Here is a 20,032-nt window from a genome sequence, read left to right on the forward strand (position 1 = left end):
ACCGAACAGGCCGCCGAACACACCCGCCCCACCCCCCTCATCGCCATCGGCGCCACATCCGTCCTGGGAATGGCCACCGATCTTCCCTCCAGAGAGGAGATCGCCGCCGGCATCAGCAGCGCATATGCCCGCCCGCTGGCGGAAGTCACCGACATCCCCCTCACCGGCCACCCGAAAGAGGCCGCGGCAAAACTGGCCGCATACCGAGACGCTGGAGCGACCATCGCGATCATCGGGATATCAGGCGGCGACTGGCGAGCCCAGGTCGACCTCCTGGCAGAGACCCGGCACCTGCTGCAGCACTAGACGCACCCAGTGCTCACGGTTCTTCCCCTGCGACGACGGCGAGCAGCACATCCGCGTGGCAGGCGAGATCGAGCGAACACCAGCACGCCAGATCCTTGCCCTTGAGCTCCGCGCGCGCCTGCCCGACCAACTCGGGATGCTCCCGCAGATGGACCCGGTAAAGCTCGATCACCTCACCCCGTTCATGCACCCGACCGCCACAAGCCCGGCACCCCTGCCGTCTCACGCTGTGCGGGCTGTTGTACGGACTCGCCCGCAGACCGGGCGCCGCCCGGCCGACGTAGACCGCGCCCTCAGGCACGCGCCCGTGGTACATGTCCCCCTCGACCTTGACTCGGCGTGGCATGCGGCATCCTCCCCTCTGACCTGGACCCTTATCCCAGGCCGCCATCAGGAAACTCGGGAGCGCCGCGCCGACGGTGTGGGCATGGCACCATCTGGCCGCCGCCGGTCCGACGCGGGCAGACCCGGCCGGTGGGCCACATCCGGATCTTCGGCAGGCTAACGTCTACCGTTCGGCAGATTTAACGTCTGGCCTTCGGCAGATTTGACCGCTGGCCTTCGGCAGATTTGACGCCGATGCAGTGCTCCTCGCCGTCGCCTGACTTGCCGCGGCGGCGCTGCTCCTGGCGCTCGACCGCGCCGTCCACAGGGAAGGGCGCGGAGGAGATCCCGTTCGGGCCCGCAACCGCCGTTCCGATCCTGATCCCGCAGCCGGGTGCGTGCGATCCTCGGAAGCGGCCGAACCCAGGAGGAGAAACACCCCGGATGGGGCCGCAGGAAAACCACACCCCGCCCGCCGGCGTGATCGCCAGCTTGATCATCCAGATCGCCGCAACGTCAACGACTGGAACCGGCGTTCGTCCAGCCCGACGGCGTGGAAGTCCACGATCTCGAAGGACGCGCGCGCGTACTCCTGAAGCTGCTCATCGCTACGGAAGGAGAAGAACCTGGGAGGATCATGGTCATCCTCTTCGAATGTGCCCTCTCCGTTCAGGCTGCCGCCGCCGTACACACCGAGAAAGAACAGACCGCCCGGCCGCATCACCGTGCGGATCGTGTCCATGACCGCCGGAAGGTCGCTGTTGGGCACATGCAGCAAGCAGTTCAACGCGTACACCGCGTCGAACGAACCGGGCGTGAATTCGAGAGCCAGAAAGTCCATGACATGGGCTTCAATGCCCTTCTCCCGGCAGAGAGCCACCATGGCCGGCGACAGATCGACGGCCACGACGTGCAATCCGTTCTCCTGGAAGTACGCACTGTCCTGGCCCGTCCCGGCGCCGACCTCCAGCAGCCGCGTGCACCCGTGATCCTTGAGCCGGCTCAGGAACGCCTCCCGCTCCGCCACCTTCCACGGCGCCTTGCCGCTGAGGTCACGTCGTTCGGCCCCACCGTCGTACGCGATGCGGAGGGGGCCGGTCACATCGTCATAACGCACGTTCATCACGTCATGATGCCCACACGAAGGATCTTCGACCACAGCCGTTGCCGTGAAGGGCTACGGAAGGAGGTTGCGTAGCCGGACGGTGCCGTCCTTGCTGCCCGACAGCACGATGGTTCTCCCACTCTGCCGATGTCCATGATCGTCCAGGGCTGTTGTCAGCAAGCCGCTAGCAGATCGTCCCTCAGCCATGGTGACAAGCCGACCTCGGCACAAGGCCGCCAAGCCCGAGCATCGGAAGCGGCTGGTCAGCATGACCTGGAGCCCGGCTTCACGTGTCCATCGCGATTGGTCTGAAGTGGGCTGCTGCCCCATCATTGGGTCAATCTGATTGGCGTCGCTGGATATCGTGCCAGCAACCCGGGTGTCCAAACGTAGGGCATCAAGCGGAGCGGCGGCTCAGCACAGGGTCGGCGACCAGCCGGGCGGCCTGGCAGAGAGTCTGGCCGTATAGGCGAAACAACTCGTCTCGTGAATCGAAGTAGCCCAGATCTGCCCGGACGTGGGCGGACAGGTCGCAGCTTGGTGAGGACGTGCCGTCCCAGTCCACGGCCGTCCGGGCCACGGCGTCGAAGAGGGTCTCGGTTCTTCTGTTGCTGAAGCCGGAGACCAAGCACAGGCCGTCGTAGAGCTCCGAGACAGGCACCCAACCCTCGTCGATCCAGAACTCTGGCCAGGCCAGGACGACGTCAGTGGGAACCACGGCACACAGGCATGGGAAACGCGGGTACCAGAAGGCACCGTCGATCATGCGCCCTCTGACGCGGGTGGCGATGCCGCGGGCGCGGGCTACTGCCTCCAGCACCGCCATGCGCTGGCTGCACGAGCCCCTCCCACGGGCGATCGTCACCGAGACGGGCTGCTCATCGTTCATCGCGTACACCGGGTGGATGCACTCGCCGATCAGCCGATGTGCGATTCTCACCAACTCGCGCTGAGGCGAGCGTGCAACCATCTGATCGAAAACCTGGAGAGTCATCTCAGCGCGCGTCGCCAACTCGACAACGCTCGGGTGATGCCAGTCGAGGATCGGAGTGGCGGCGGTGCCACCGAGGGCCGGAATCGAGGCCGGCACCACGGCACGCGACCGGCGTCGGGGGCTGAGTAACCGCGAGGTCATCTGGACAGCCTACGAAACGTACCGCTGCCTTGATCGCATCGGCCGGACCCCGAGAACATATGACCTCCAGGCCGAGATGAACGCGGAGTAGGTCAGCGTGACCACGCCAGTGCCGCTGCGGTTGTCGGCGCGAGGCTGTCGAGGGTGGTCACCGCCTGTTCCTGTGACGGGCTGTTGATCTCGACGACTGGGGCAAGGGCTTCGTCCTTGCCCTCTCCCGGCGCTGGCCACAGCCGGAAGCCGACTATCGAGCCTGGCACCGCTCTGGTAACGACTTCCAGCTGGGTGCAATCCGGCTGGTGCAGGTCGAGCCCGAGCTATGGGTCGCGAACATGATCGGCCAGCACGGCATCAGGCCCACTCCCAAAGGCGTCCGTCAATACACCAGGATTGCGCAATTCCTTGAGCTGCACGGCAAGGGACTTGCCCCTCTCGGCACCTGGGGGACTTCGGGGGACATGCGGCTACATTCTCCGAGCGGACGAGATCAACCGCCTCGAAGAAATGGGACTATTGGTACGGCGAGCCGTCCGCGCGGACACTCCGCCGCGCTCCCGAGAACTGAAAGTGGACCTCCAGCATGCCCCTGTCTGTAAGGGTTGCGCGGAACCTGATCTGGTTCCAGGCGACACTCACCCTGCTCGGCATCGTTCTGCTCATCGTGGGGCTGGTTCTCGACCCCAACGACGTCCTGGAGGAACTGCTCTACGCCCCCTTCTATCTTCCGCCGCTCGCCACCGGCTGGTTAGCGAACCAGTGGCGCACCCGTCGCCCGCGGGTCCATCACGCCACCATCGCCGTCCAGCTCGCCATCCCCCTGCTCGACTTCTTCCATTTCCTGATCGAAGACACCCTTTCGTGGGTCCTCACCGCACCCTGGTCCGCGCTCATCGTGGCTCTGCTCCTGCTTCCTCCAGCGAGAACCTGGTTCGCCCCTACGCTCCAGACCCCATGCACCCCGTCGCAGCCAGCACCGCCCGCCACCACCTGACAGTCCTCGACCGCCAGCGGCTTCCCCCCGAACCTGCCGCCCTGTGCCCCTGGCTCATCGCGTCCGTCATACTCCACGACGATGAGGGGAAGCCCACGGACCAGCCGGCCATTTCATTGGCTACGGGCATGGCAGAGGATCTCATAGGACATACAAGGGCCCAGCACAGTGCGCCTGTAATCAAGAGTGTTAGCAAAAGGCCCCTCGCGATCATCGCGAGGGGCCTTTGAGCTGGGAGCCGCCTTGGGGATTCGAACCCCAGACCCCTTCATTACGAGTGAAGTGCTCTGGCCGACTGAGCTAAGGCGGCGTGCCGTGCAGCGTGAAAGAGTCTACAGGAGCCCGAGGGGTTCTCGCTCCCACCGATCATCCGATGCCCGGACAGATCGCCCCGTCCTCCGGCCCATCCCGGTGACCTACCGCGGGTATTCACCGGCTCGCGCCCCCGTAGTACTGTGACCGTACTGTCTGGACTTGCTTTGTCCGGCTGCTCGGGGTTCCTCCAAGAGAAGACGATCGCCGAACACTCTGCGACGGGTTCCACAACCAGACGGAGGGATGTCTTGACCCGTATCGTGGTCGCACCGGACGGCAGAAGACTGGCGGTCGAGGAGCGGGGGAAGCCTGAGGGCACGCCGATCTTCCTCCTGCACGGCACGCCCGGCAGCCGGCTCGGACCGGCCCCGCGCGCGCAGGTGCTCTACAGGCTGGGGGTCAGGCTGATCACGTTCGATCGGCCTGGGTATGGGCTGTCGGACAGGATGCCGCAGCGGAAGGTCGCCAGTATCGCCGCTGACATTGAGGCGATCGCGGATGCGCTCGGGGTGGACAGGTTCGCGGTGGTGGGGCGGTCGGGGGGTGCGCCGCACGCGCTCGCCTGCGCGGCGTTGTTGCCGGAGCGTACGACGAGGGCGGCGGCGCTGGTGAGCATCGCGCCGCACGGCGCCGAAGGGCTCGACTGGTTCGCGGGCATGACGGAGTCGAACGTCTTCGAGTACCTCGTGGCCCGGGCCGGGCCGCATCTGGCGGCCACTCGCCTGGCCTCGCTGGCCGCGCAGATCCGGGCGGATCCCGAGAGCAAGGTGCTCTCACTCGGCCGGGAGGGGTCGGAGTCGGATCGCCGGATCGTCTCCGACCACGGCCTGCGGCAGATGATGGTTCGTAACTTCACCGAGGCGCTGCGCCACTCGGCGGACGGCTGGGTGGATGACGTGCTGGCGTTCAGCTCGGGGTGGGGGTTCGATCCGGCGGTCATCCGGGTGCCCACGCTGGTGTGGCACGGCGAGAATGACGTGTTCGCCCCGGTGGGGCATTCTCGCTGGCTGGGCCAGCGCATTCCGAACGCCGTCGTGCGCATCCAGCAAGGGGTCGCGCATCTCGACGCCCTCAGCGTGTTGCCCAGGGTGTTGCCCTGGCTCACTCGAGAGCTGAGCCAGCAGGCCGGCTGAGGCCTCAGACCGGCTGGGGTCACGGTCGGCTGCGGTCACGGTCGGCTGCGGTCACGGTCGGCTGGGGCTCAGGTCGGCTGGGGTTCGAGGTCGCGGTTGACGCGGCGCCACTCGTGGAGGGCAACGGTGCACGGGTGCGCCTCGCCCAGCTTGGCGGACACGCTGACCAGCGTTGCGGCGCGCAGGTCCGCGGCCTCGTCGTCCCTGCCCAGCGAACGCAACGTGATCGCCAGGTTGGCCTGGCACGCCAGGGTGTCGGGGTGGTCGGCGCCCAAGGCCGCGGACAGCGTGGCCAGCGTGCTCCGCCCCATGCGCTCCGCCGCGTCGAGGTCGCCCAGGTCGGCGGCGCAGTTGGCCACGTTGATGGCGCACGACAGCGTGAACGGATGGGTGTCGCCGAGGTGGTTACGGAGCGCAGCGAGCGTGCGTTCGCCCAGTTCGCGGGCTTCGTCCAGGGCGCCGAGCGCGCGGAGGTACGTGCACAGGTTGTTGGCGGCGGCGGCCGCGTAGGGATGCTCAGGGCCCAGTTGTTTGCTGTAGTCCTTCATGACGTCGCGGGCCAGATCCCTGGCCGCGGCCTTGTCTCCGGTGGAGGACATGCAAGAGGCGAGTTCGAGGGCGGCGGCGTTCGCTTCCGGACTCGATGGATACAGGCGCCGGTACCGACCGTAAACGTCGCGGGCGAGCTCCAGCGCCTCCGTACGCTGGCCCGCTCGGCGCAGTGACACGGCGAGGCTCTTGGTCGCCCACAACGCCTCGGGATAATCCTCGAACGCCAGGTCCGTGTAGTGCTTCAGGGTCTGCCGCAACAAATCGATGGAGGGCTCGAACTCGCCGGCCTCGCGCATGTCCCTGGCCAGGTTCTGTGCCATGGCCAGCGTGTTGAGGTGCAGCGGCCCGAGCACGCCCAGCATGCGGTGGTAAATGTGCCCGTCGAGCTCGCCCGCATGGCGCCAGTCACCGACGAGGCGGTAGGAAACGGCGAGATTGTTGGCCGACCGCAGCGTACGCGGGTGGTCCTCGCCGTAATTCTCCTTCCATTGGTCGTACACTTTCCTGTCCTGGTCGAGCGCGGCGGAGAATTGGCCGAGCGCGCGCAGGTCGGCGGCGATCCCGCCGGCGGTCATCAGCGTGTGCGGGTGGTTCTCGCCGAGGGTGTCCCGTTGGCGGGCCCACACCCACTGCTCCAGTTCGTACGCTTCCTGTGCCTGGCCCAGGGAACGCTGCACGTTCGCGATGTTCGACAGCAGGTGCAGCCGCTGCCTTTCCAGCTGCCCGAACACCTGCTCCCAGTAGTCGGCCAGCCGCTGGCCGAGCCGCAGGGCGTTCTGGTATTCGCCGCGTTTCCACCAGTACCGCACGCGTTCGGTGAGGAGTTGCCGGGTATCGTCCTCCCCGCAGTTCTCCGCGTCCGAGGGCAGGAGGTGCGGCCAGATCAGGTCGTACCGCGACCAGTTCTCGGGGTCGTCGACTTCGCCCTGCCGCGGCCGGGCGCCGACGAGGATGCGGTGCACCTGGTGACAGACCTCGTCTCGTTCCTCCCTGGTCATCTGGCCGCGGATCACCGCCTGGACGAGCCGGTGCACCTGCAGGGTGTTGCCGCCTTGGTCGATCTTGGCCAGTGCGAAGCGGCTGATCTCCCTGATGACCTGGCCCAGGACGAGCTTCTCGCCGCGTAGCGACTCGTCGAACGGCACGAGCACGTCCATCATCTCGTCGCTGTAGATCAACGATTGTGAGATGGGCTCGGGCGAGAAGAAGGCGCACAGCTGGAGCAACCGCTCGGCCGCCGGCGAGCGCCTCCTGAGCTGGTCCAGCGAGACGTTCCAGGTACGGGCCACCGGGTCGGGGTAGTCCGCGGGCTGGTTGGCCGACAACACCGCGGAGGCCTGGCTCTTCAGGAGTTCCGCGTAGACGGCGGCCGATTGACCGGTCTGGCTCAGCCACGCCGCGGCCTGCGCGATGGCGAGCGGCAGATATCCGAGTGCCTCCGCGACCCGCAGAGCGTCTTCCGGGGCGAGTCCCGGCACCGTGCGCAGCAGGTGCTCCAAGCTCTCCTCGCGGCTGAAGACGTCCACCTCCAGCGGTTCGGCGATGTTGACCCAGGTGGGGTTGCGCGAGGTGACGATGACGTGTCCGGAGCCGGTGGGGATGTAGTGCCGTAGGTCGTCCGGCTCGCCGGCGTTGTCGAAGATCAGTAACCACCGGCGCTGCCGATCGCCGCGCCGCAGCGCCTCGCGGGCCGCTTCTGCCGCCTCCACGATGCTGTCGCCGACCGGCAGGCCCAGGCGGCGGGCGAGTTCCGCGAGGGCGGGGTTGATCAGGTCCGCCTGCTCGGCGGCGACCCACCAGACGACGTCGTAGTCGGCCCTGAACCGGTAGGCGTACTCCAGTGCCACGGCCGTCTTGCCGACACCGCCCAAACCGTACAACGCCTGGGGGAGCACGACCGCCTGGTTGCCGCCGACGAGCTGATCGCGGAGCGTTTCGAGCGTCTTGTCCCGTCCGGTGAACGCGGCATTTCGGGTGGGGACGTTCCAGACGGCCGGCTCGGTGCCGGGGAAACGTGCGCCCAGCAGGGCCGGGTCTTCAAAGGTGACGCCCTGTTTGCCGACAGCACGCAGCACCGCCTCGGCGGCCTGCGCCGGAGTGAGCCTGGAGAGGTCGATGGCCGGCTGCTCGGAGAAGGGCGGGGTCACCCGCAGATCGCCGGACACGCGCAGGGCCGTCACGGTCCGCTGCAGGGTGAGGTCGTCGCCGTGCGGCATCGCCCAGTCCGCCGCCTGGAAATCCTGCAGGTACGAAGGAGACAGCACGACGACGACGCTGGCGACCTCACCGATCCTGCTCCCGCCGCCGTCACCGGCCGCCGACAACGCTTGTGGAATGACCCGGAAGTTCGCGTGCCGGAGAACGACCGCTATCCAGTCGGCCCACATCCGATCCTCGGGCGCGTAGCTGAGCAGGATCTCCTGGCGCTGGAGCGCCTCCTTGCGGGTGAACGCCTCCAGCCAGCGCTGGCGGACCCGGTCTTCCATCGGGGGGAGCGTGGTGACCGCACCGGACGTGATCGCGCTGGTCAGACGCTCGAAAGAGGCGAGCAGGGAACCGGGCGCTCCTGGCGCGTCCCCGAAGATCGCCAGCGTCTCCTCGAACGCGTAGAACCGCTTGTACGGGATTTCCACCGCCCCCCAGTACCGGTCCCGCTCGTCGAGCGACAGGTGCCGCAGATAACGCTCGAATTTGGCACGGGCATAAGCGCGTCCGGCATCGGCCTTCTTCTTCTCGCCATCGTCCACGCGCATGGGGACCGGCAGGATCCGGCGTTCCCGGTCGTGCCGCTCGCTGATCGCCCGGGCCACCCGCGCGGCGCCGTCGATGCCCTGGTCGCTCATCGTGAAGCAGTCCACGAGGATATCCGGCATGTCGATGGTGCAGATGTCCGCGATATCGCTGAAACCGGTTCTGCTGTCGATCAAGCAATAGTCGTAATGACGTTTGATGTCGGCGCGTAAGGCTTCGAGGAAGCGGCCGCCGGCCAGCCGTTCGTAGAACGTGTCCCAATCGAAGGCCGCGACCAGCGAGGAGTAGTCCCGATTCTGCTGGCCCGCGGAAAGGAAGTCGAGCGTGCCTTTTCCGGGGAACGCCCACTCCAGCGAAACCGCGTGCGGCACCACGGTGGCGTACTCCAAATGCCAGTTGTCGCTGTGCTCGCGCGGGCGCGTCGCCGCCCAGCGGTACTCGTTGACGATGTCGATGACGCCGGTCGTCGCGCTCATCACGCTGTCGTCGAGGAACGGGCGGAAGAATCGGTGCAGACCCGGGGATTCCAGGTCCCAGTCCATGGCCAGGACCCGCAGGCCGTTGCCGGCCAGCAACCAGGCGACGTTGGCCACGGCCATCGTGCGCCCGGTGCCGCCCTTGTACGAGTAGAACGTGACGATCCGGCCGTTACTGTCGTCGCTCATCGTCGTCATTCCCTGGTTCCATCAATCGGGGCCTCTTGGCGGAAGGTCCGGGTGGTGGATAGACCCGGGCCGTCCGCAGATATCGGTTGAACACGCGGGCCAGCATCTTGGGCATGTCTCGCCGCAGGTCCTCGAGGGACCGGACGTTGTGTACGGCCGGTTCCCCCTGTTCGCCGGGGATCGCCTCGCCCAGTTTGCGGCGGAGCCTGGGCTCGGCGGCGGTGGTCTCTCCGTCGTCGTTGTTCCACGGCACCACGACCGGGAACCATCGGGTGCTCCGCCGGCCGAACCGCCGCAGTGTCTCGTAGGTGTCCGGAATGTCGGTGGCCCATGGGTCCACCAGCATCATCTCCGGCGCGTCAGGGCCACGGCGACCGTCCTCAAGAGGCGTGAGCGGCCCGACCTCGGCGCCGTACCCGCGTACCCGCACGAAGGCGGTCACCTGATGGGCCAGCGACCTCTGATCGGTCTCATGCCGGTACGGGTTCCACTCGTGCGGCGTCCTGCCGTAGTAATACGGGTTTCGCCCTTCGGGCAGATTGCCGAGATGAGGGGCCACCACGGTCACCGTCATCTTCTGCGCGGCCCGATAACCGGCGAACGCATTGGGCAGCTTGGAGTATCGGGGCAGATCCTGCGCCTCCAGCAGCGGCGACAGCTCAGCGACCTGCTTGATCCGGCGGGCGAGCTCGGAGGTGGCCCGCTGGAAGGTGCGGCGGCTGAAGGAGATCTTGATCACGCCGTACAGCCCGGTGCTGCGGTAGCCCGGCCACAGGCCGTCCTCGTAAAACGGAATGGCCCTCGCACAGGCCGGCAGATCATTGAAATCAACGGGAGACCATACGATGGGAATGATGACCGGGGGCGGTTCGGGCGCATGGGCTCTCAGCCGTCGCTGAATGGCCGACCATTCCCGGCCGCATTGCTCGTTGTCGAAGTAGCGGGGCGAGTAGAGCGGGACGAAGAGCCGGCATGTCGCGAGCGCCCGGGCCACGTCGTCCGGCCACTCGTCACCGGCACGCGGGTGACGACTCAGGAAACCCGCTTGCGCGCCCTTCCTTAAGCTGGTGATCTGGAGGAGTTCGGTACAGAGGCTGTCGAATAGCCGATGCACCCATCTGTTCGGGTCACCGCCTCCCGTACTCTCGTCGACCGGCGTGTGCGCGTAACTCATGAAGAAATACGGCACCTGCCCATTTCCCCCGGAAGCCGACATTCCCGACATCGACCTCCCTCTCTCCGGAATGATTCACTATACCCTCGAAGAACCACATAAGGCTTGCCCGAGATCACGGATGCCCGCCACAGTCAAAGGGATAGACCTTTATATTTTCGGTCATTTCGGATTAGGCCCTGGTATAGCGGCATATCCGCATGGCGAACGAGACCGGTTGCACCATCCGGTTATCGGGTCCGCGTCCGAAATCCGTCACGCAGAGAGACGAATCCGAGGCGGCGGCGACCCGCCGGCCGTATTCGGCTGGTCACGGATGAGCACAAGGGCCGTCCCTTACGCGGGGAGCGGCCTTCCGAGGCCTCGGCAGGGCCGAAAGTCCAGTCAGGCGTCGTGCTGCCAGGACGTGACCGTCTCGCGCATCCGCGCCACGAATCTCTCGCCCACCGACGTCAGCGCTCGGGAGGCGAGCAGCGTTTCCGTGGCGGCGACCGTGTGACCGCACCAGCGGGCGAACTCCTCCTCCGCCTTGTCCCGCGCGGCGCCCTCCACAGCGTGACGGCGTGTCCTCCAGAAGTCCGTCACCCCGATATGCGCGTACGTGCCCTGCAACAGGCCCTCCAGCGGCCTGAGATCCTCCCGCCAGGGAGCGTGATAGAGCCCGGTGTGGGATCGGTCGTACAGATCCAGGAGGTCGAACACCGCACCCAGCTTCACGTGCTGGAACTCGTGAATGAGCAGCATCGCGAGCATCGCGGGGTCGGCCGGCCGGGCCATGGCGACGGCTCCGAAGGCGTGGCGGGCGGCGGAGCTCACGTCGTGGCCGGCCGAAGCGAGAGGTGTGAGGGTGGTCAGGCCGCTGCGCAGACCGTCCGCGTACTGCGGGTACTCCTTCTCGATGAGCAGCCAGGCCCGCTCGAACGCATCCTGCCACGCGGCCGCCTCGTCGTCGCTCAGCGTCCCCGCCGCCGGCCACTGGTGAGAATCGCGGTACGGGTCGGCGTCCTCGAGGACTAGCGAGAAATCACCGCACGTGACCGTGCGGACAGCGTGCCATTCCGGCGCCCCTTCCCGCATCACCGTGACCCGGCCTTGCTGAGCGACCAGCGTCACGGTTTCCCCGTCGACGCCGCGGAGCGTGCCGACCGTGGGCAGATAGACGGCGCCGCCGGCGACCGCCACCGGCAGCGTGACGTCCTGACCCGCGCGGATCATCGCCGCCGCCGCCACGTTCGCCAGATACGTCGTCTCGCCATCGGCCTGCAGGCATTCCACTGCCCACACCCGGACGTACGGGTGCGCGAGCACGGCCTCGAGCGCGTCGCGATGGTGCTGGTCGAGCCTGGTGAACATGTCCCATACCCGGTCGGGGGTCTTCGGGCGCAGCGCCGCGAGCAGCGCGCGCCGCAGACTGCGCTGGGCATTGGCCAGCAGCTCGATCTCGGCCGCACCGCCGAAGCCGGCCGCGAGCGAGTCCAGCGAGGAGAACGAGACAGTGTGCGGGGATATCTTCGTCTGATCGTTGATGTGAGACACCAGCTTGAAGAGGTCAGCGCAGAAAACGCTGGGGTGGTCGAACGAACCCGCCCGGAACCTGTGGGTGTACAGCCCGCCGCCGCAACTCGCGACGATCGGGCACTCCTGGCACGTGGCCGACAGCGTCTCCACACCGCCCTGCCTGGCGAGGACCCCGGGGTGCGAGCCCACTTCGTCGAGTGCGTGGTGGAAGACGTCGTGACCCGTGGCCGGGGCGCCGTCGTACGCCACTTTGAGCGAGTCCACCAGCTCGTACGAGCCGTCGGTGTCGATCACGATCATCGTGCTCGGCTCGAGCCCCACCGCCTCCGTGAGGCTGGGCTCGCCCCGGCCGGTCCGAATGATCGATTCGAACAGCCGGACGGACGTGGGCCGCCCATCGGCCTGCCAGCGCTCGAAGATCGCGATCAGCCAGTCGGCGTAGGCGGTCTCAGAGGGACGATCGGGAGGGTTGTCCCACGTCGCATACGGAAGCAGGAAATCGATCCGGGGTGGCCGCAGGTCACGCAGTGCCTCGTACACCGCGATCGGGTCGTTTGCCACGTCGACCGTGCACAGAAGGCCGGCATAGAGCTCGGGCCGATTCCTTAACCGCTCGACGGCTCGGACGGCCTGGTCATGGCTGCTCCTGCCCGAGGCGAACAGGCGATGCCGGTCGTTGGCCGCCCTGTCGCCGTCCAGCGAGACGCCCACCCGGATTCCGTGCTCGGCGAACACCTCGCAGAACCGGTCGTCGAGGCGTACGCCATTGGTCTGGAGGTGCAGGCCGAGCCGGCACAGGCCGTCGAGCGCCGTGCGCAGCGCCGTCGAGATCGCGGCCAGGCGTTCATGCCCGGCCAGCAGCGGCTCCCCGCCATGCAGCACCACGTCGATCTGTTCGAGGTCGTGCTGCTTGACATGCTCCGCTATCCGCGACGCGACGCGTTCGACCGTGTGGAGAGATATGACTTTGGGACGGCCACGCCAGCTCTGATCTGCGTGTTCGTAGACGTAGCAGTGATTGCAGGCTAGATCACATCGACTATGTACTTTTAGCACAAACTGCCGAAAAGGAGTGATCACCCCGGTCAGCCGCCCCTGCGTCACAACAACTAGATGGAGTTCTGGAAGGCCGCAACGGACACAGCGGGCATTTCTCTACAATTAGGAACAATCCGCTGCAAAATCTCGTCGACCACTTTCTCCCCTGGACCGCCCATTCCCGCAAGAGGAACCTCACGAAGATCACCGACCTTCGAAGCCAGCTCCTCATCCTCCACCACGATCATTTCCACCGATCCAAAAGGGCGCACGTCAAGCAGAGCCGGTGAAGCGTCTGCACGGAAAATGTGCTCGCAGCGCCGCATGAGAGCGTGACGCCCACGATGGGGAGCGGAGCGTTTCATTGTGACTGCTCAGAGGATGGTCTGACCATCCATGCACGCGGCAAAGTTACTTCATTGTGACGTCCATTTAAGGCTGAATATGCGGTAGGCTTCGTTTCTTTGGCTATGACGGCCCGTCACCATACATGGCATCGTGTTGTTTACGCGGCGCGCACACGCTCGCCTTGGAGCACGCACACCGTCGGCCTCCGTCATTGAGCCGCACCACAACGGAGTCGGACGGCACGTTGTGCCCGACCACGGTCCCGGCCCCCTGCGGGGTCTCCACACTCGCCCCCACCCGCGGAGCCGACGCCCGGAACTCTTGGTACAGCGGATGCTCGTACTTCAGGCAGCACATGAGCCGCCCGCACGCGCCCGCGATCCGCAGCGGGTTGACCGGCAGGTCCTGGTCCTTGGCCATGCGGACCGAGACCGGCTCGAAGTCCTTCAAGAACGTGGCGCAACACAGGTCGCGGCCGCAGGGGCCGATGCCGCCCTGGAGTCGCGCCTCGTCCCTGGGGCCGATCTGGCGCAACTCGACCCGGGCACGGAGGTTGCGGGCCAGGTCACGGACCAGGGCGCGGAAGTCCACCCGATGGGGCGCAGAGAAATAGACGGTATAGATGTTGTCCTCGTCGAGGTAGTCGATCCCGACCACCTTCATCGGCAGCGAATGCCGCTTGATCAGGCGCTTGGACACGCTGCGCGCCTCGGCCCTGCGGCGCTTGTTGGACTCGTCGCGCGAAAGGTGCTCGTCGCCCGCCAGCCCCGCGCACACCGGCAGCCCGTCGATGTCCTCGCTCGAATATTGCGGCGCCCACACGCACTCCGCCACCTCGGGACCAGAGTCGGTCGGCACGAGCACCTTGTCGCCCACCTTCGGGCTGTGCTCGCCGGGATCGAGGTAGTAGAGCCTCCCGTAGCGGGTGAAGCTCACAGCCATGATCATTCCCATGGGCTAGAGCTCGCCTCCTGACGACCTAGGGGTCCTTTCGGCCTTCCATGCCACAGTACGTTGGTCCACGCGAGGAAGGTCAGAGGTGACGGGTGCATTCCCGGGTTATCCGCCGATCCGGCACACCTTGCTGTCCGGCGGGCGCAGTCCACAGTCGGCGCTCGGCACGCGGTCACCGGGGCTGTCTTCCGCCTATCCCGTACCGGGAGCGCACGCCTTCTCGTCGACCACGCCGGCCCCGGGCACGTCGTCGAATCCGTACTCCTCGACCAGCTTCACCTTGGTGTCCGCGCACCTCTGGTTGTACGCCTGCGACACACCCGGCATCCGCGCCAGCCTGGCGGTCAGGGCGTTCCAGTCGGCTTCGGGCCGCAGCCTCAGCCGGTACGACTCCGGCATGTCCGCGACCTTGGTGGCGTCGACGAGCTCCTGCTTGTGCGAGAAGTCCTCGGCGAACTTCCGGTAGGCCGTCTTCTGATCCTCGAAGACGTACGACACCACCTCGGGTGTCCGGTCGAGGGCCGCGACGATCGCCTTCTTCTCGCCAGGCGTCGCGGCCTTCTTGTTCTTCCTGCCTCGGCCGGACGCGCAGGCAGGCATGGCCGTCCCCGTCACGCAGATGAAGACGACCGCGTCCCACTCCGGCGACACGGCCATGGGGTCGCCATGGACCTCTGCGAGATCCGCGACATAGCCGACCCCAGGTCTCCCGAAGATGTCGCTTCTCACCCGGTCCCGGTCCGTCCCCTGCTTGACCTTGAAGCGGAACGACTCAGAAAGATCCGTGCGCTTGACCTTCTTCAGCAAGGGCGCGTGCCCGGCGAAATCGCGGCGGAAGGCCGCGTACATGGCGGCGCGATCGAGAAACTGGAGCCCGGTCAGCTCCGGCATGGCCTCCAGGTGCGTCTGGAGCGCCTCCCGCTGCCTGTCCGTGGCACCGCGCTTACGGCAGTACGCCGAGGACGGCGTGCACAGGAAGACGACGAACTCCCACTGATCGACCGCCGTGGCCGCAGGACCGGGCGTCACCGCCGCTCCCGGCGCACCTTCTGATCCGGCGACGACCGCCGCCGCTCGGGGCTCATCTCCCGATCTGGCAACGACCGCCGCCGCCACGAGCACCGCGACGGACGCCACCGCGCCGCTCCACAACCACGAACGCCGGGACTTCGCCCGGACCACGCCGCCGCCCACCCTGTTCACGCCTTCATTCACCTGCTGAAATGTCAGCCACGCAGGGCCAGCATCATCGCCTCGACCGCGATCTGCGGGTTGACGTTGGCCGCGAGCCGTTCCCTGCACTGCATGATCGCGTCAACCCGCCGCAGTGTTTCCTCAGGCGTCGACCGCTTGGCCAGTTGATCGAGATCGAACCTGATGTCGTCGTTCGCCAGCTCCACCGGGGCCTCGAACTGCATGGACAGCACGTCCCGGTAGAACGACACCAGCTCGAGCAGCGCCGAGTCCAGCGAGTCACGCTTGATCCGGGTGGCCCGTGACTTCTGCCGGTCCTCCAGCTCCTTCAGCGCCCCGGCCCCGCCCCGCACCAGCCCGCGGTTGAGTCCCTTGCCCGTGGAGCCCTCGCCGTACAGCTTGCGCAGCTCCGTGGTCTCGTTCTCGTTGAGTGCGGCCGTGGCCGCGGCCGCTTCCTCCTCCGCCGTCTTCACCAGACGCTCTGCGGCGGTCACGCACTCCCCCACCCCCGTGAGCGAGCGTGGAATGCTCAGCACGGCCTCGCGGCGCCGCCTGGCGCCCTCGTCCAGCGCCAGCGCCCGCGCCCTGCTGATGTGCCCCTGAGCGGCCCTGGCGGCGAACCTGGCGTCCTCCCACGGCACGCTCTCCCGCGTGGCCAGCACGTGGGCGACCGCCTCGGTGCTGGGCGTGGTCAGGGTGACCAGCCGGCACCGCGACCTGATGGTGATCATCAGGTCGTCGAGGCCGGGCGCGCACAACAGCCACACCGTACGGGGTGGAGGCTCTTCGATGGCCTTGAGCAGGGCGTTCGCGGCGGACTCCGTGGCCCGGTCGGCGTCTTCGAACAGGATGACCCGCCACCGCCCCTGCGTCGGCGCTCCGGCGGCGCGCAGGATGAGCTCGCGGGTCTGCTTGACGCTGTAGGACAGGCCTTCTGGGCGTACGGACTCCAGGTCGGGGTGGGAGCCGATCAGCACCTGGTGGCACTGGTCGCAGTGGCCGCAGCCGCCGTCGGGGCACATGAGCGCGGCGGCGAAGGCACGGGCGGCGTCCTCCCGCCCTGAGCCCGGCGGGCCGGTGAACAACCAGGCATGCGTCATGCCGGCGCCCCGCCCGCCGCCGACGACCTCTCCGGCCGCTGCTGCGGCCCGCGACAGCACGGCCACCGCTTTGTCCTGCCCGACGAGGTCATCGAAAACTGTCACGAGGTAAGGGTATGGACTGTCGCCGGCGCTCGCTATGCGAGCCTGCGGTTCACAGGTGGAACTGTGCGTCTCGGTTGTGACGTGTCCGGCTTGCCGGACGGACGCGGCTTCGGCTTCCATCGGATCGTTTCCTGGCCACCGCCGGCAGGCGACGAGGCCACGCCGGTGTGCGTTTACCGCGCGAAGGATCGGTGGGGGACGGTCGGGCAGCGTGGCCGTGGGTCAATCGCGGATGGCCGGCATCGTGCCTGTCGCGTCCTCCGACTCCCTCGGCACCGGGTCGGGCAGGATGTCGCGGATGCGGTCCTGGATCTGCCGGGTGATCGCCTCGAGCGGCTGCGTGCCGTCGACCACCAGGTAACGCTCGGGCGCGGCCGCCGCCAGCGCGCGGAACTCCTTGCGCACCCGCTCGTGGAACTCCAGCGGCTCCGCCTCGATCCGGTCCACCGCCCCACCCAGCCGGGTCAGCCCCACCTGGGGTGGCGTGTCGATGAGCACGGTCAGATGCGGCACGAGCCCACCCGTCGCCCAGGCGTTGATCTTGGACACGTCCTTGGGCTCGAGTGACCGCCCCGCCCCCTGGTAGGCCAGCGACGAGTCCACGTACCGGTCGGTGATCACCAGCGAGCCCCGGTAGAGCGCCGGCCTGATCACCTTCTCGACGTGCTCGGCCCGGTCGGCGGCGTACAGCAGCGCCTCGGCCCGCGCCGTCAGCCCGCGCTCGGCCGCGTCGAGCAGGATGGCCCGCAGCCGCATGCCGACCTTGGTCGAGCCGGGCTCGCGCGTCTGCACGACGTCGTATCCCTGGTCGCGCAGCCAGATGGCGATCAGCCGCGACTGGGTCGTCTTGCCCGACCCCTCGCCGCCCTCGAACGCCACGAACAGCCCGGGCACGTGCTCGGCCGCCTCGGCGGGGAACCGCTCGCCGCGTACGGCGGCGATGAGGTCCGCGGCCAGGGGGACGCCCTTCCTGTCGTCCATGTGTCGCAGCGCGAGCAGGCCGACGGTCATCGCGAGCGCGCCGCCGACCACCAGCACCAGGTTGGTCCCGTCGAACCGGTAGGCGATCTCGCCCACCCGCAGCTGGTGCACGCCGAACAGGGCCGCCAGCGGGCTGGCCACGGCCACCACGAGCAGCAGCGTCACACGCGCGGTCGACTGCAGGAACGCGAAGGTACGGCCCCGCAGCGCGTCCTCGACCTCCAGCCCGATCAACGTGTAGCCGATGATCCAGGCGATCCCCGCGCATGCCCCGAGCAGCACGGTCAGCATGACCACGATCACCAGGTTGTGCACCAGCGCGATCGCGATCAGCACCAGCCCCGCCACCGTGATGGCCAGCCCGAACAGCCGTCGCCGCGACAACTCGCGCAGCAGCCGGAGCCCGAAGAACATGCCCAGCGCCATGCCGACGAAGACCGCGGCGAACACGACACCGTAGGCTGCGTCGCCGCCGCCGAGCGTCAGCACGTAGATCTTGGCCACGCCGACCACGGCTCCGCCGGCGGCGAACGCCCCGAGCATGCCGATGATCAGGCCCCGCACCAGCCGGTTGCGCCCGACGAACCGCCAGCCCTCGACGATCTGCTTGAGCACGGAAGGCGTCGAGATCGCGCCGTCCCGCTTGGGGATGCCGCGCAACGTGAAGATCAGGAACGCCGACACGAGGTAGGCACACGCGTTGACGACCAGCGCCAGCCCGGTGGCGTCCCGGCCGGCCGGGAACGGCACGATGGTGCTGATCAGGTCGCCCGCCACGGAGAGCGCCGCGAAGAGCATGGCCGCGACCGGCGCGCTGCCGTACGTGACCAGCAGATTGAGCCGGTTGGCGGACTCCAGCTGCTCCTTCGGCACCAAGTTGGGCACCGTGGCGTCCTTGGCCGGGACCCAGAACAGGTTGACGCACTCGACCAGGACGGTCGCCACGATGACCCACTGGTAGCTGTTGACGATGGGGATCGACAACACCACGGCGAACCTGGCCAGGTCCGCCGTGAACATCGTCAGCCGCCGGTCGAAGCGGTCGGCGAACACGCCCGCGAGCGGCCCGAGCAGCACGGCCGGCAACATCTTGGCGACGAAGACGCCGCCGACGGCCAGCGACTGCACACGGTAGTCGTCGCCCTGGGTGAGATTCGCGGCCAGCGCGGTCAGCGCGAGGATGTTGAGCCAGTCACCCAGACTGCACACCGACATGGCCGTCCAGAGCCGTCGGAACGGCGCGTTGGCCAGCACGTGGGTGGGGCGGCGTCGGCCAGGGGCTGTCATCGGACCTCTCCGTGGATACTCCGGCCTTCAGGCCGGAGAGGAACCGTACTACCGCAAAGCGGGACAGGGAAAGGACGGCCCCCCGGCAAGGGCGCCGTCGTCAGGAGCCGTTGGACACCCCGCTGCCCATAGGCGTCCGCGTCCCGTTTCGTCCCCGTTCGGGGGTTGTCTGCCGGCGCGGACTTCGCGGTCCGCCGCTGAGGAAGCACGGCGAAGTGGATCTGCTGACGTGTGTCCAACGTAGCCACCAAGGTCACCTCCCCATGGGTGGTGGGTCGGGTCACTCCGGCCCGCCCGTTCGGCGGGGCAGGCCCCAGCCTTTCAGACCGGGGAAGCGAGCGACGATTTCAGCGTATCCAGGTGTCAGGCGAAAGCGGTCGGGGCACGAGACGCCCCGGTATTTCCCGGCGGCTCGTGGCGAGAGTATTACGTGCGCACCCTCGCGCGCAGGTTACACACCTCGAAGAGTCCCCCGAAAACACCGTCAATTGATAACTCCCGCCCCATGTCGAGCCTGTTCCACCAATGGCTCCCACGCGCCACGGATATCAAGCGGTAGATCCAGCTCCTCCCAGAGGTCGGCCAGCAGCACCCCGTCCACGTGATCGAGCAACTCCTGGGGGCTGCCCTCCCGCAGCAGGAGCGCGTAGGCCGCTCGCCGCTCGTCCCGGTCAGCCAGGTCGTAATCTCGATCGCGCACCCGCGCGACCCCCAGCGCCGCGGCGACCGGCGGCCGCGGCAGCCGGCTCGGCACGTGGAACGGGCGACCGTCGCCGCTCGCCCGGGTGGCGAACTCCACCTTGGGCTCCAGCACCAGCCGGAATCCCGCCGCGTCCAGGATGCGTCCCGCGGTCTCCAGCGTCGGCGACTTCCTGCCGTGTTCGTAGGCCGACAGCGTGGTCCTGGACGTGCCGCTCACTCTGGCCAGCGCCTTCTGGTTCATGCTCGCGGCGTGTCTTGCCTGCCTGAACAGAAGCCCACCACGCTCGGCCCAGGTGGCGACGTCGGACGCCAGCACCGTCTCCATCGGCGAAAACACCATGCCCACCTCCGGGG

Annotated in this window: 15 protein-coding genes, 1 tRNA gene and 1 pseudogene; 3 read left to right on the forward strand and 14 right to left on the reverse strand. The window is 67.6% G+C overall.

The window, feature by feature from the left end; all coding sequences use genetic code 11:
• Nucleotides 1-306 (forward strand): annotated as a pseudogene (locus tag ETD86_RS55635) (LLM class flavin-dependent oxidoreductase); the annotation flags it as partial.
• Nucleotides 307-319: 13 nt separating this feature from the next.
• Here the strand turns inward: ETD86_RS55635 and ETD86_RS33440 are convergent.
• The 4 genes from ETD86_RS33440 to ETD86_RS33455 all read right to left on the reverse strand — a co-directional run bounded on the left by ETD86_RS33440 (nucleotide 320) and on the right by ETD86_RS33455 (nucleotide 2,675).
• Nucleotides 320-697 (reverse strand): DUF4326 domain-containing protein, encoded by a 378-nt coding sequence (locus ETD86_RS33440; protein ID WP_342779327.1) that lies wholly within the window; start codon nucleotides 695-697, stop codon nucleotides 320-322.
• Nucleotides 698-830: 133 nt separating this feature from the next.
• Nucleotides 831-1,130: a hypothetical protein gene (locus tag ETD86_RS33445; protein WP_138670647.1), complete on the reverse strand. Its 300-nt coding sequence runs from the start codon at nucleotides 1,128-1,130 to the stop codon at nucleotides 831-833.
• Nucleotides 1,127-1,753, reverse strand: a complete 627-nt coding sequence (locus tag ETD86_RS33450) for a class I SAM-dependent methyltransferase (protein WP_138670648.1) — start codon at nucleotides 1,751-1,753, stop codon at nucleotides 1,127-1,129. Before ETD86_RS33450 ends, ETD86_RS33445 begins: the two co-directional genes overlap by 4 nt.
• 379 nt (nucleotides 1,754-2,132) lie before the next feature.
• The gene (locus ETD86_RS33455; RefSeq protein WP_211370475.1) at nucleotides 2,133-2,675 is read right to left on the reverse strand and encodes a transglutaminase-like domain-containing protein; all 543 of its coding nucleotides are present in this window, start codon (nucleotides 2,673-2,675) and stop codon (nucleotides 2,133-2,135) included.
• A gap of 775 nt (nucleotides 2,676-3,450) precedes the next feature.
• Between ETD86_RS33455 and ETD86_RS33465 the strand changes: the two genes are divergently transcribed.
• Nucleotides 3,451-3,861, forward strand: a complete 411-nt coding sequence (locus tag ETD86_RS33465) for a hypothetical protein (RefSeq protein WP_138670650.1) — start codon at nucleotides 3,451-3,453, stop codon at nucleotides 3,859-3,861.
• A 236-nt stretch (nucleotides 3,862-4,097) separates the two neighbouring features.
• On the opposite strand, the gene ETD86_RS33470 is transcribed toward ETD86_RS33465, so the two are convergent.
• A tRNA-Thr gene (locus ETD86_RS33470) sits at nucleotides 4,098-4,171 on the reverse strand.
• A 253-nt stretch (nucleotides 4,172-4,424) separates the two neighbouring features.
• On the opposite strand from ETD86_RS33470, the gene ETD86_RS33475 reads away from it, so the two are divergent.
• A complete protein-coding gene (locus ETD86_RS33475; protein WP_138670651.1) occupies nucleotides 4,425-5,309 on the forward strand; it encodes an alpha/beta fold hydrolase in 885 nt (294 codons plus the stop codon).
• A gap of 68 nt (nucleotides 5,310-5,377) precedes the next feature.
• Here ETD86_RS33475 and fxsT read toward each other — a convergent pair whose 3' ends face one another.
• The 9 genes from fxsT to ETD86_RS33515 all read right to left on the reverse strand — a co-directional run bounded on the left by fxsT (nucleotide 5,378) and on the right by ETD86_RS33515 (nucleotide 20,018).
• Entirely contained in the window at nucleotides 5,378-9,277 is a 3,900-nt protein-coding gene (fxsT, locus tag ETD86_RS33480; protein WP_138670652.1) for an FxSxx-COOH system tetratricopeptide repeat protein, read from the reverse strand.
• Nucleotides 9,261-10,502, reverse strand: coding sequence for a TIR-like protein FxsC (locus ETD86_RS33485; protein WP_138670653.1), 1,242 nt, complete (start codon nucleotides 10,500-10,502; stop codon nucleotides 9,261-9,263). The genes fxsT and ETD86_RS33485 overlap by 17 nt, the downstream gene beginning before the upstream one ends.
• A 333-nt stretch (nucleotides 10,503-10,835) precedes the next feature.
• Nucleotides 10,836-13,073 (reverse strand): FxsB family cyclophane-forming radical SAM/SPASM peptide maturase, encoded by a 2,238-nt coding sequence (locus ETD86_RS33490; RefSeq protein WP_211370476.1) that lies wholly within the window; start codon nucleotides 13,071-13,073, stop codon nucleotides 10,836-10,838.
• 5 nt (nucleotides 13,074-13,078) lie between these two features.
• Complete coding sequence (locus tag ETD86_RS55640) at nucleotides 13,079-13,255, reverse strand: hypothetical protein (RefSeq protein WP_170223405.1); 177 nt, start codon at nucleotides 13,253-13,255, stop codon at nucleotides 13,079-13,081.
• 220 nt (nucleotides 13,256-13,475) lie between these two features.
• Nucleotides 13,476-14,303, reverse strand: a complete 828-nt coding sequence (locus tag ETD86_RS33495) for a PSP1 domain-containing protein (RefSeq protein WP_138670654.1) — start codon at nucleotides 14,301-14,303, stop codon at nucleotides 13,476-13,478.
• A gap of 198 nt (nucleotides 14,304-14,501) precedes the next feature.
• A complete protein-coding gene (locus tag ETD86_RS33500; protein WP_211370477.1) occupies nucleotides 14,502-15,512 on the reverse strand; it encodes a permease-like cell division protein FtsX in 1,011 nt (336 codons plus the stop codon).
• A 23-nt stretch (nucleotides 15,513-15,535) separates the two neighbouring features.
• Complete coding sequence (locus tag ETD86_RS33505; protein WP_138670656.1) at nucleotides 15,536-16,708, reverse strand: DNA polymerase III subunit delta'; 1,173 nt, start codon at nucleotides 16,706-16,708, stop codon at nucleotides 15,536-15,538.
• A 222-nt stretch (nucleotides 16,709-16,930) separates the two neighbouring features.
• Nucleotides 16,931-18,976 carry a dTMP kinase gene (gene tmk, locus ETD86_RS33510; RefSeq protein ID WP_138670657.1) on the reverse strand — a complete coding sequence of 682 codons (2,046 nt, stop codon included), beginning with the start codon at nucleotides 18,974-18,976 and terminating at the stop codon, nucleotides 16,931-16,933.
• A 484-nt stretch (nucleotides 18,977-19,460) separates the two neighbouring features.
• Nucleotides 19,461-20,018, reverse strand: a complete 558-nt coding sequence (locus ETD86_RS33515; protein ID WP_246148587.1) for a helix-turn-helix transcriptional regulator — start codon at nucleotides 20,016-20,018, stop codon at nucleotides 19,461-19,463.
• Nucleotides 20,019-20,032: the final 14 nt, after the last annotated feature.

Origin of the sequence: Nonomuraea turkmeniaca (assembly GCF_005889735.1) — a bacterium.
GTDB lineage: Bacteria > Actinomycetota > Actinomycetes > Streptosporangiales > Streptosporangiaceae > Nonomuraea > Nonomuraea turkmeniaca.

What these genes read in the sequence shown, in the direction of transcription:
- ETD86_RS33440 (WP_342779327.1), bottom strand. Translation starts at nt 697, where the DNA reads ATGGCGGCCTGGGATAAGGGTCCAGGTCAGAGGGGAGGATGCCGCATG.
- ETD86_RS33445 (WP_138670647.1), bottom strand. Translation starts at nt 1,130, where the DNA reads ATGATCAAGCTGGCGATCACGCCGGCGGGCGGGGTGTGGTTTTCCTGC.
- ETD86_RS33450 (WP_138670648.1), bottom strand. Translation starts at nt 1,753, where the DNA reads ATGAACGTGCGTTATGACGATGTGACCGGCCCCCTCCGCATCGCGTAC.
- ETD86_RS33465 (WP_138670650.1), top strand. Translation starts at nt 3,451, where the DNA reads ATGCCCCTGTCTGTAAGGGTTGCGCGGAACCTGATCTGGTTCCAGGCG.
- fxsT (WP_138670652.1), bottom strand. Translation starts at nt 9,277, where the DNA reads ATGAGCGACGACAGTAACGGCCGGATCGTCACGTTCTACTCGTACAAG.
- ETD86_RS33485 (WP_138670653.1), bottom strand. Translation starts at nt 10,502, where the DNA reads ATGTCGGGAATGTCGGCTTCCGGGGGAAATGGGCAGGTGCCGTATTTC.
- ETD86_RS55640 (WP_170223405.1), bottom strand. Translation starts at nt 13,255, where the DNA reads ATGATCGTGGTGGAGGATGAGGAGCTGGCTTCGAAGGTCGGTGATCTT.
- ETD86_RS33495 (WP_138670654.1), bottom strand. Translation starts at nt 14,303, where the DNA reads ATGATCATGGCTGTGAGCTTCACCCGCTACGGGAGGCTCTACTACCTC.
- tmk (WP_138670657.1), bottom strand. Translation starts at nt 18,976, where the DNA reads ATGACAGCCCCTGGCCGACGCCGCCCCACCCACGTGCTGGCCAACGCG.
- ETD86_RS33515 (WP_246148587.1), bottom strand. Translation starts at nt 20,018, where the DNA reads ATGGTGTTTTCGCCGATGGAGACGGTGCTGGCGTCCGACGTCGCCACC.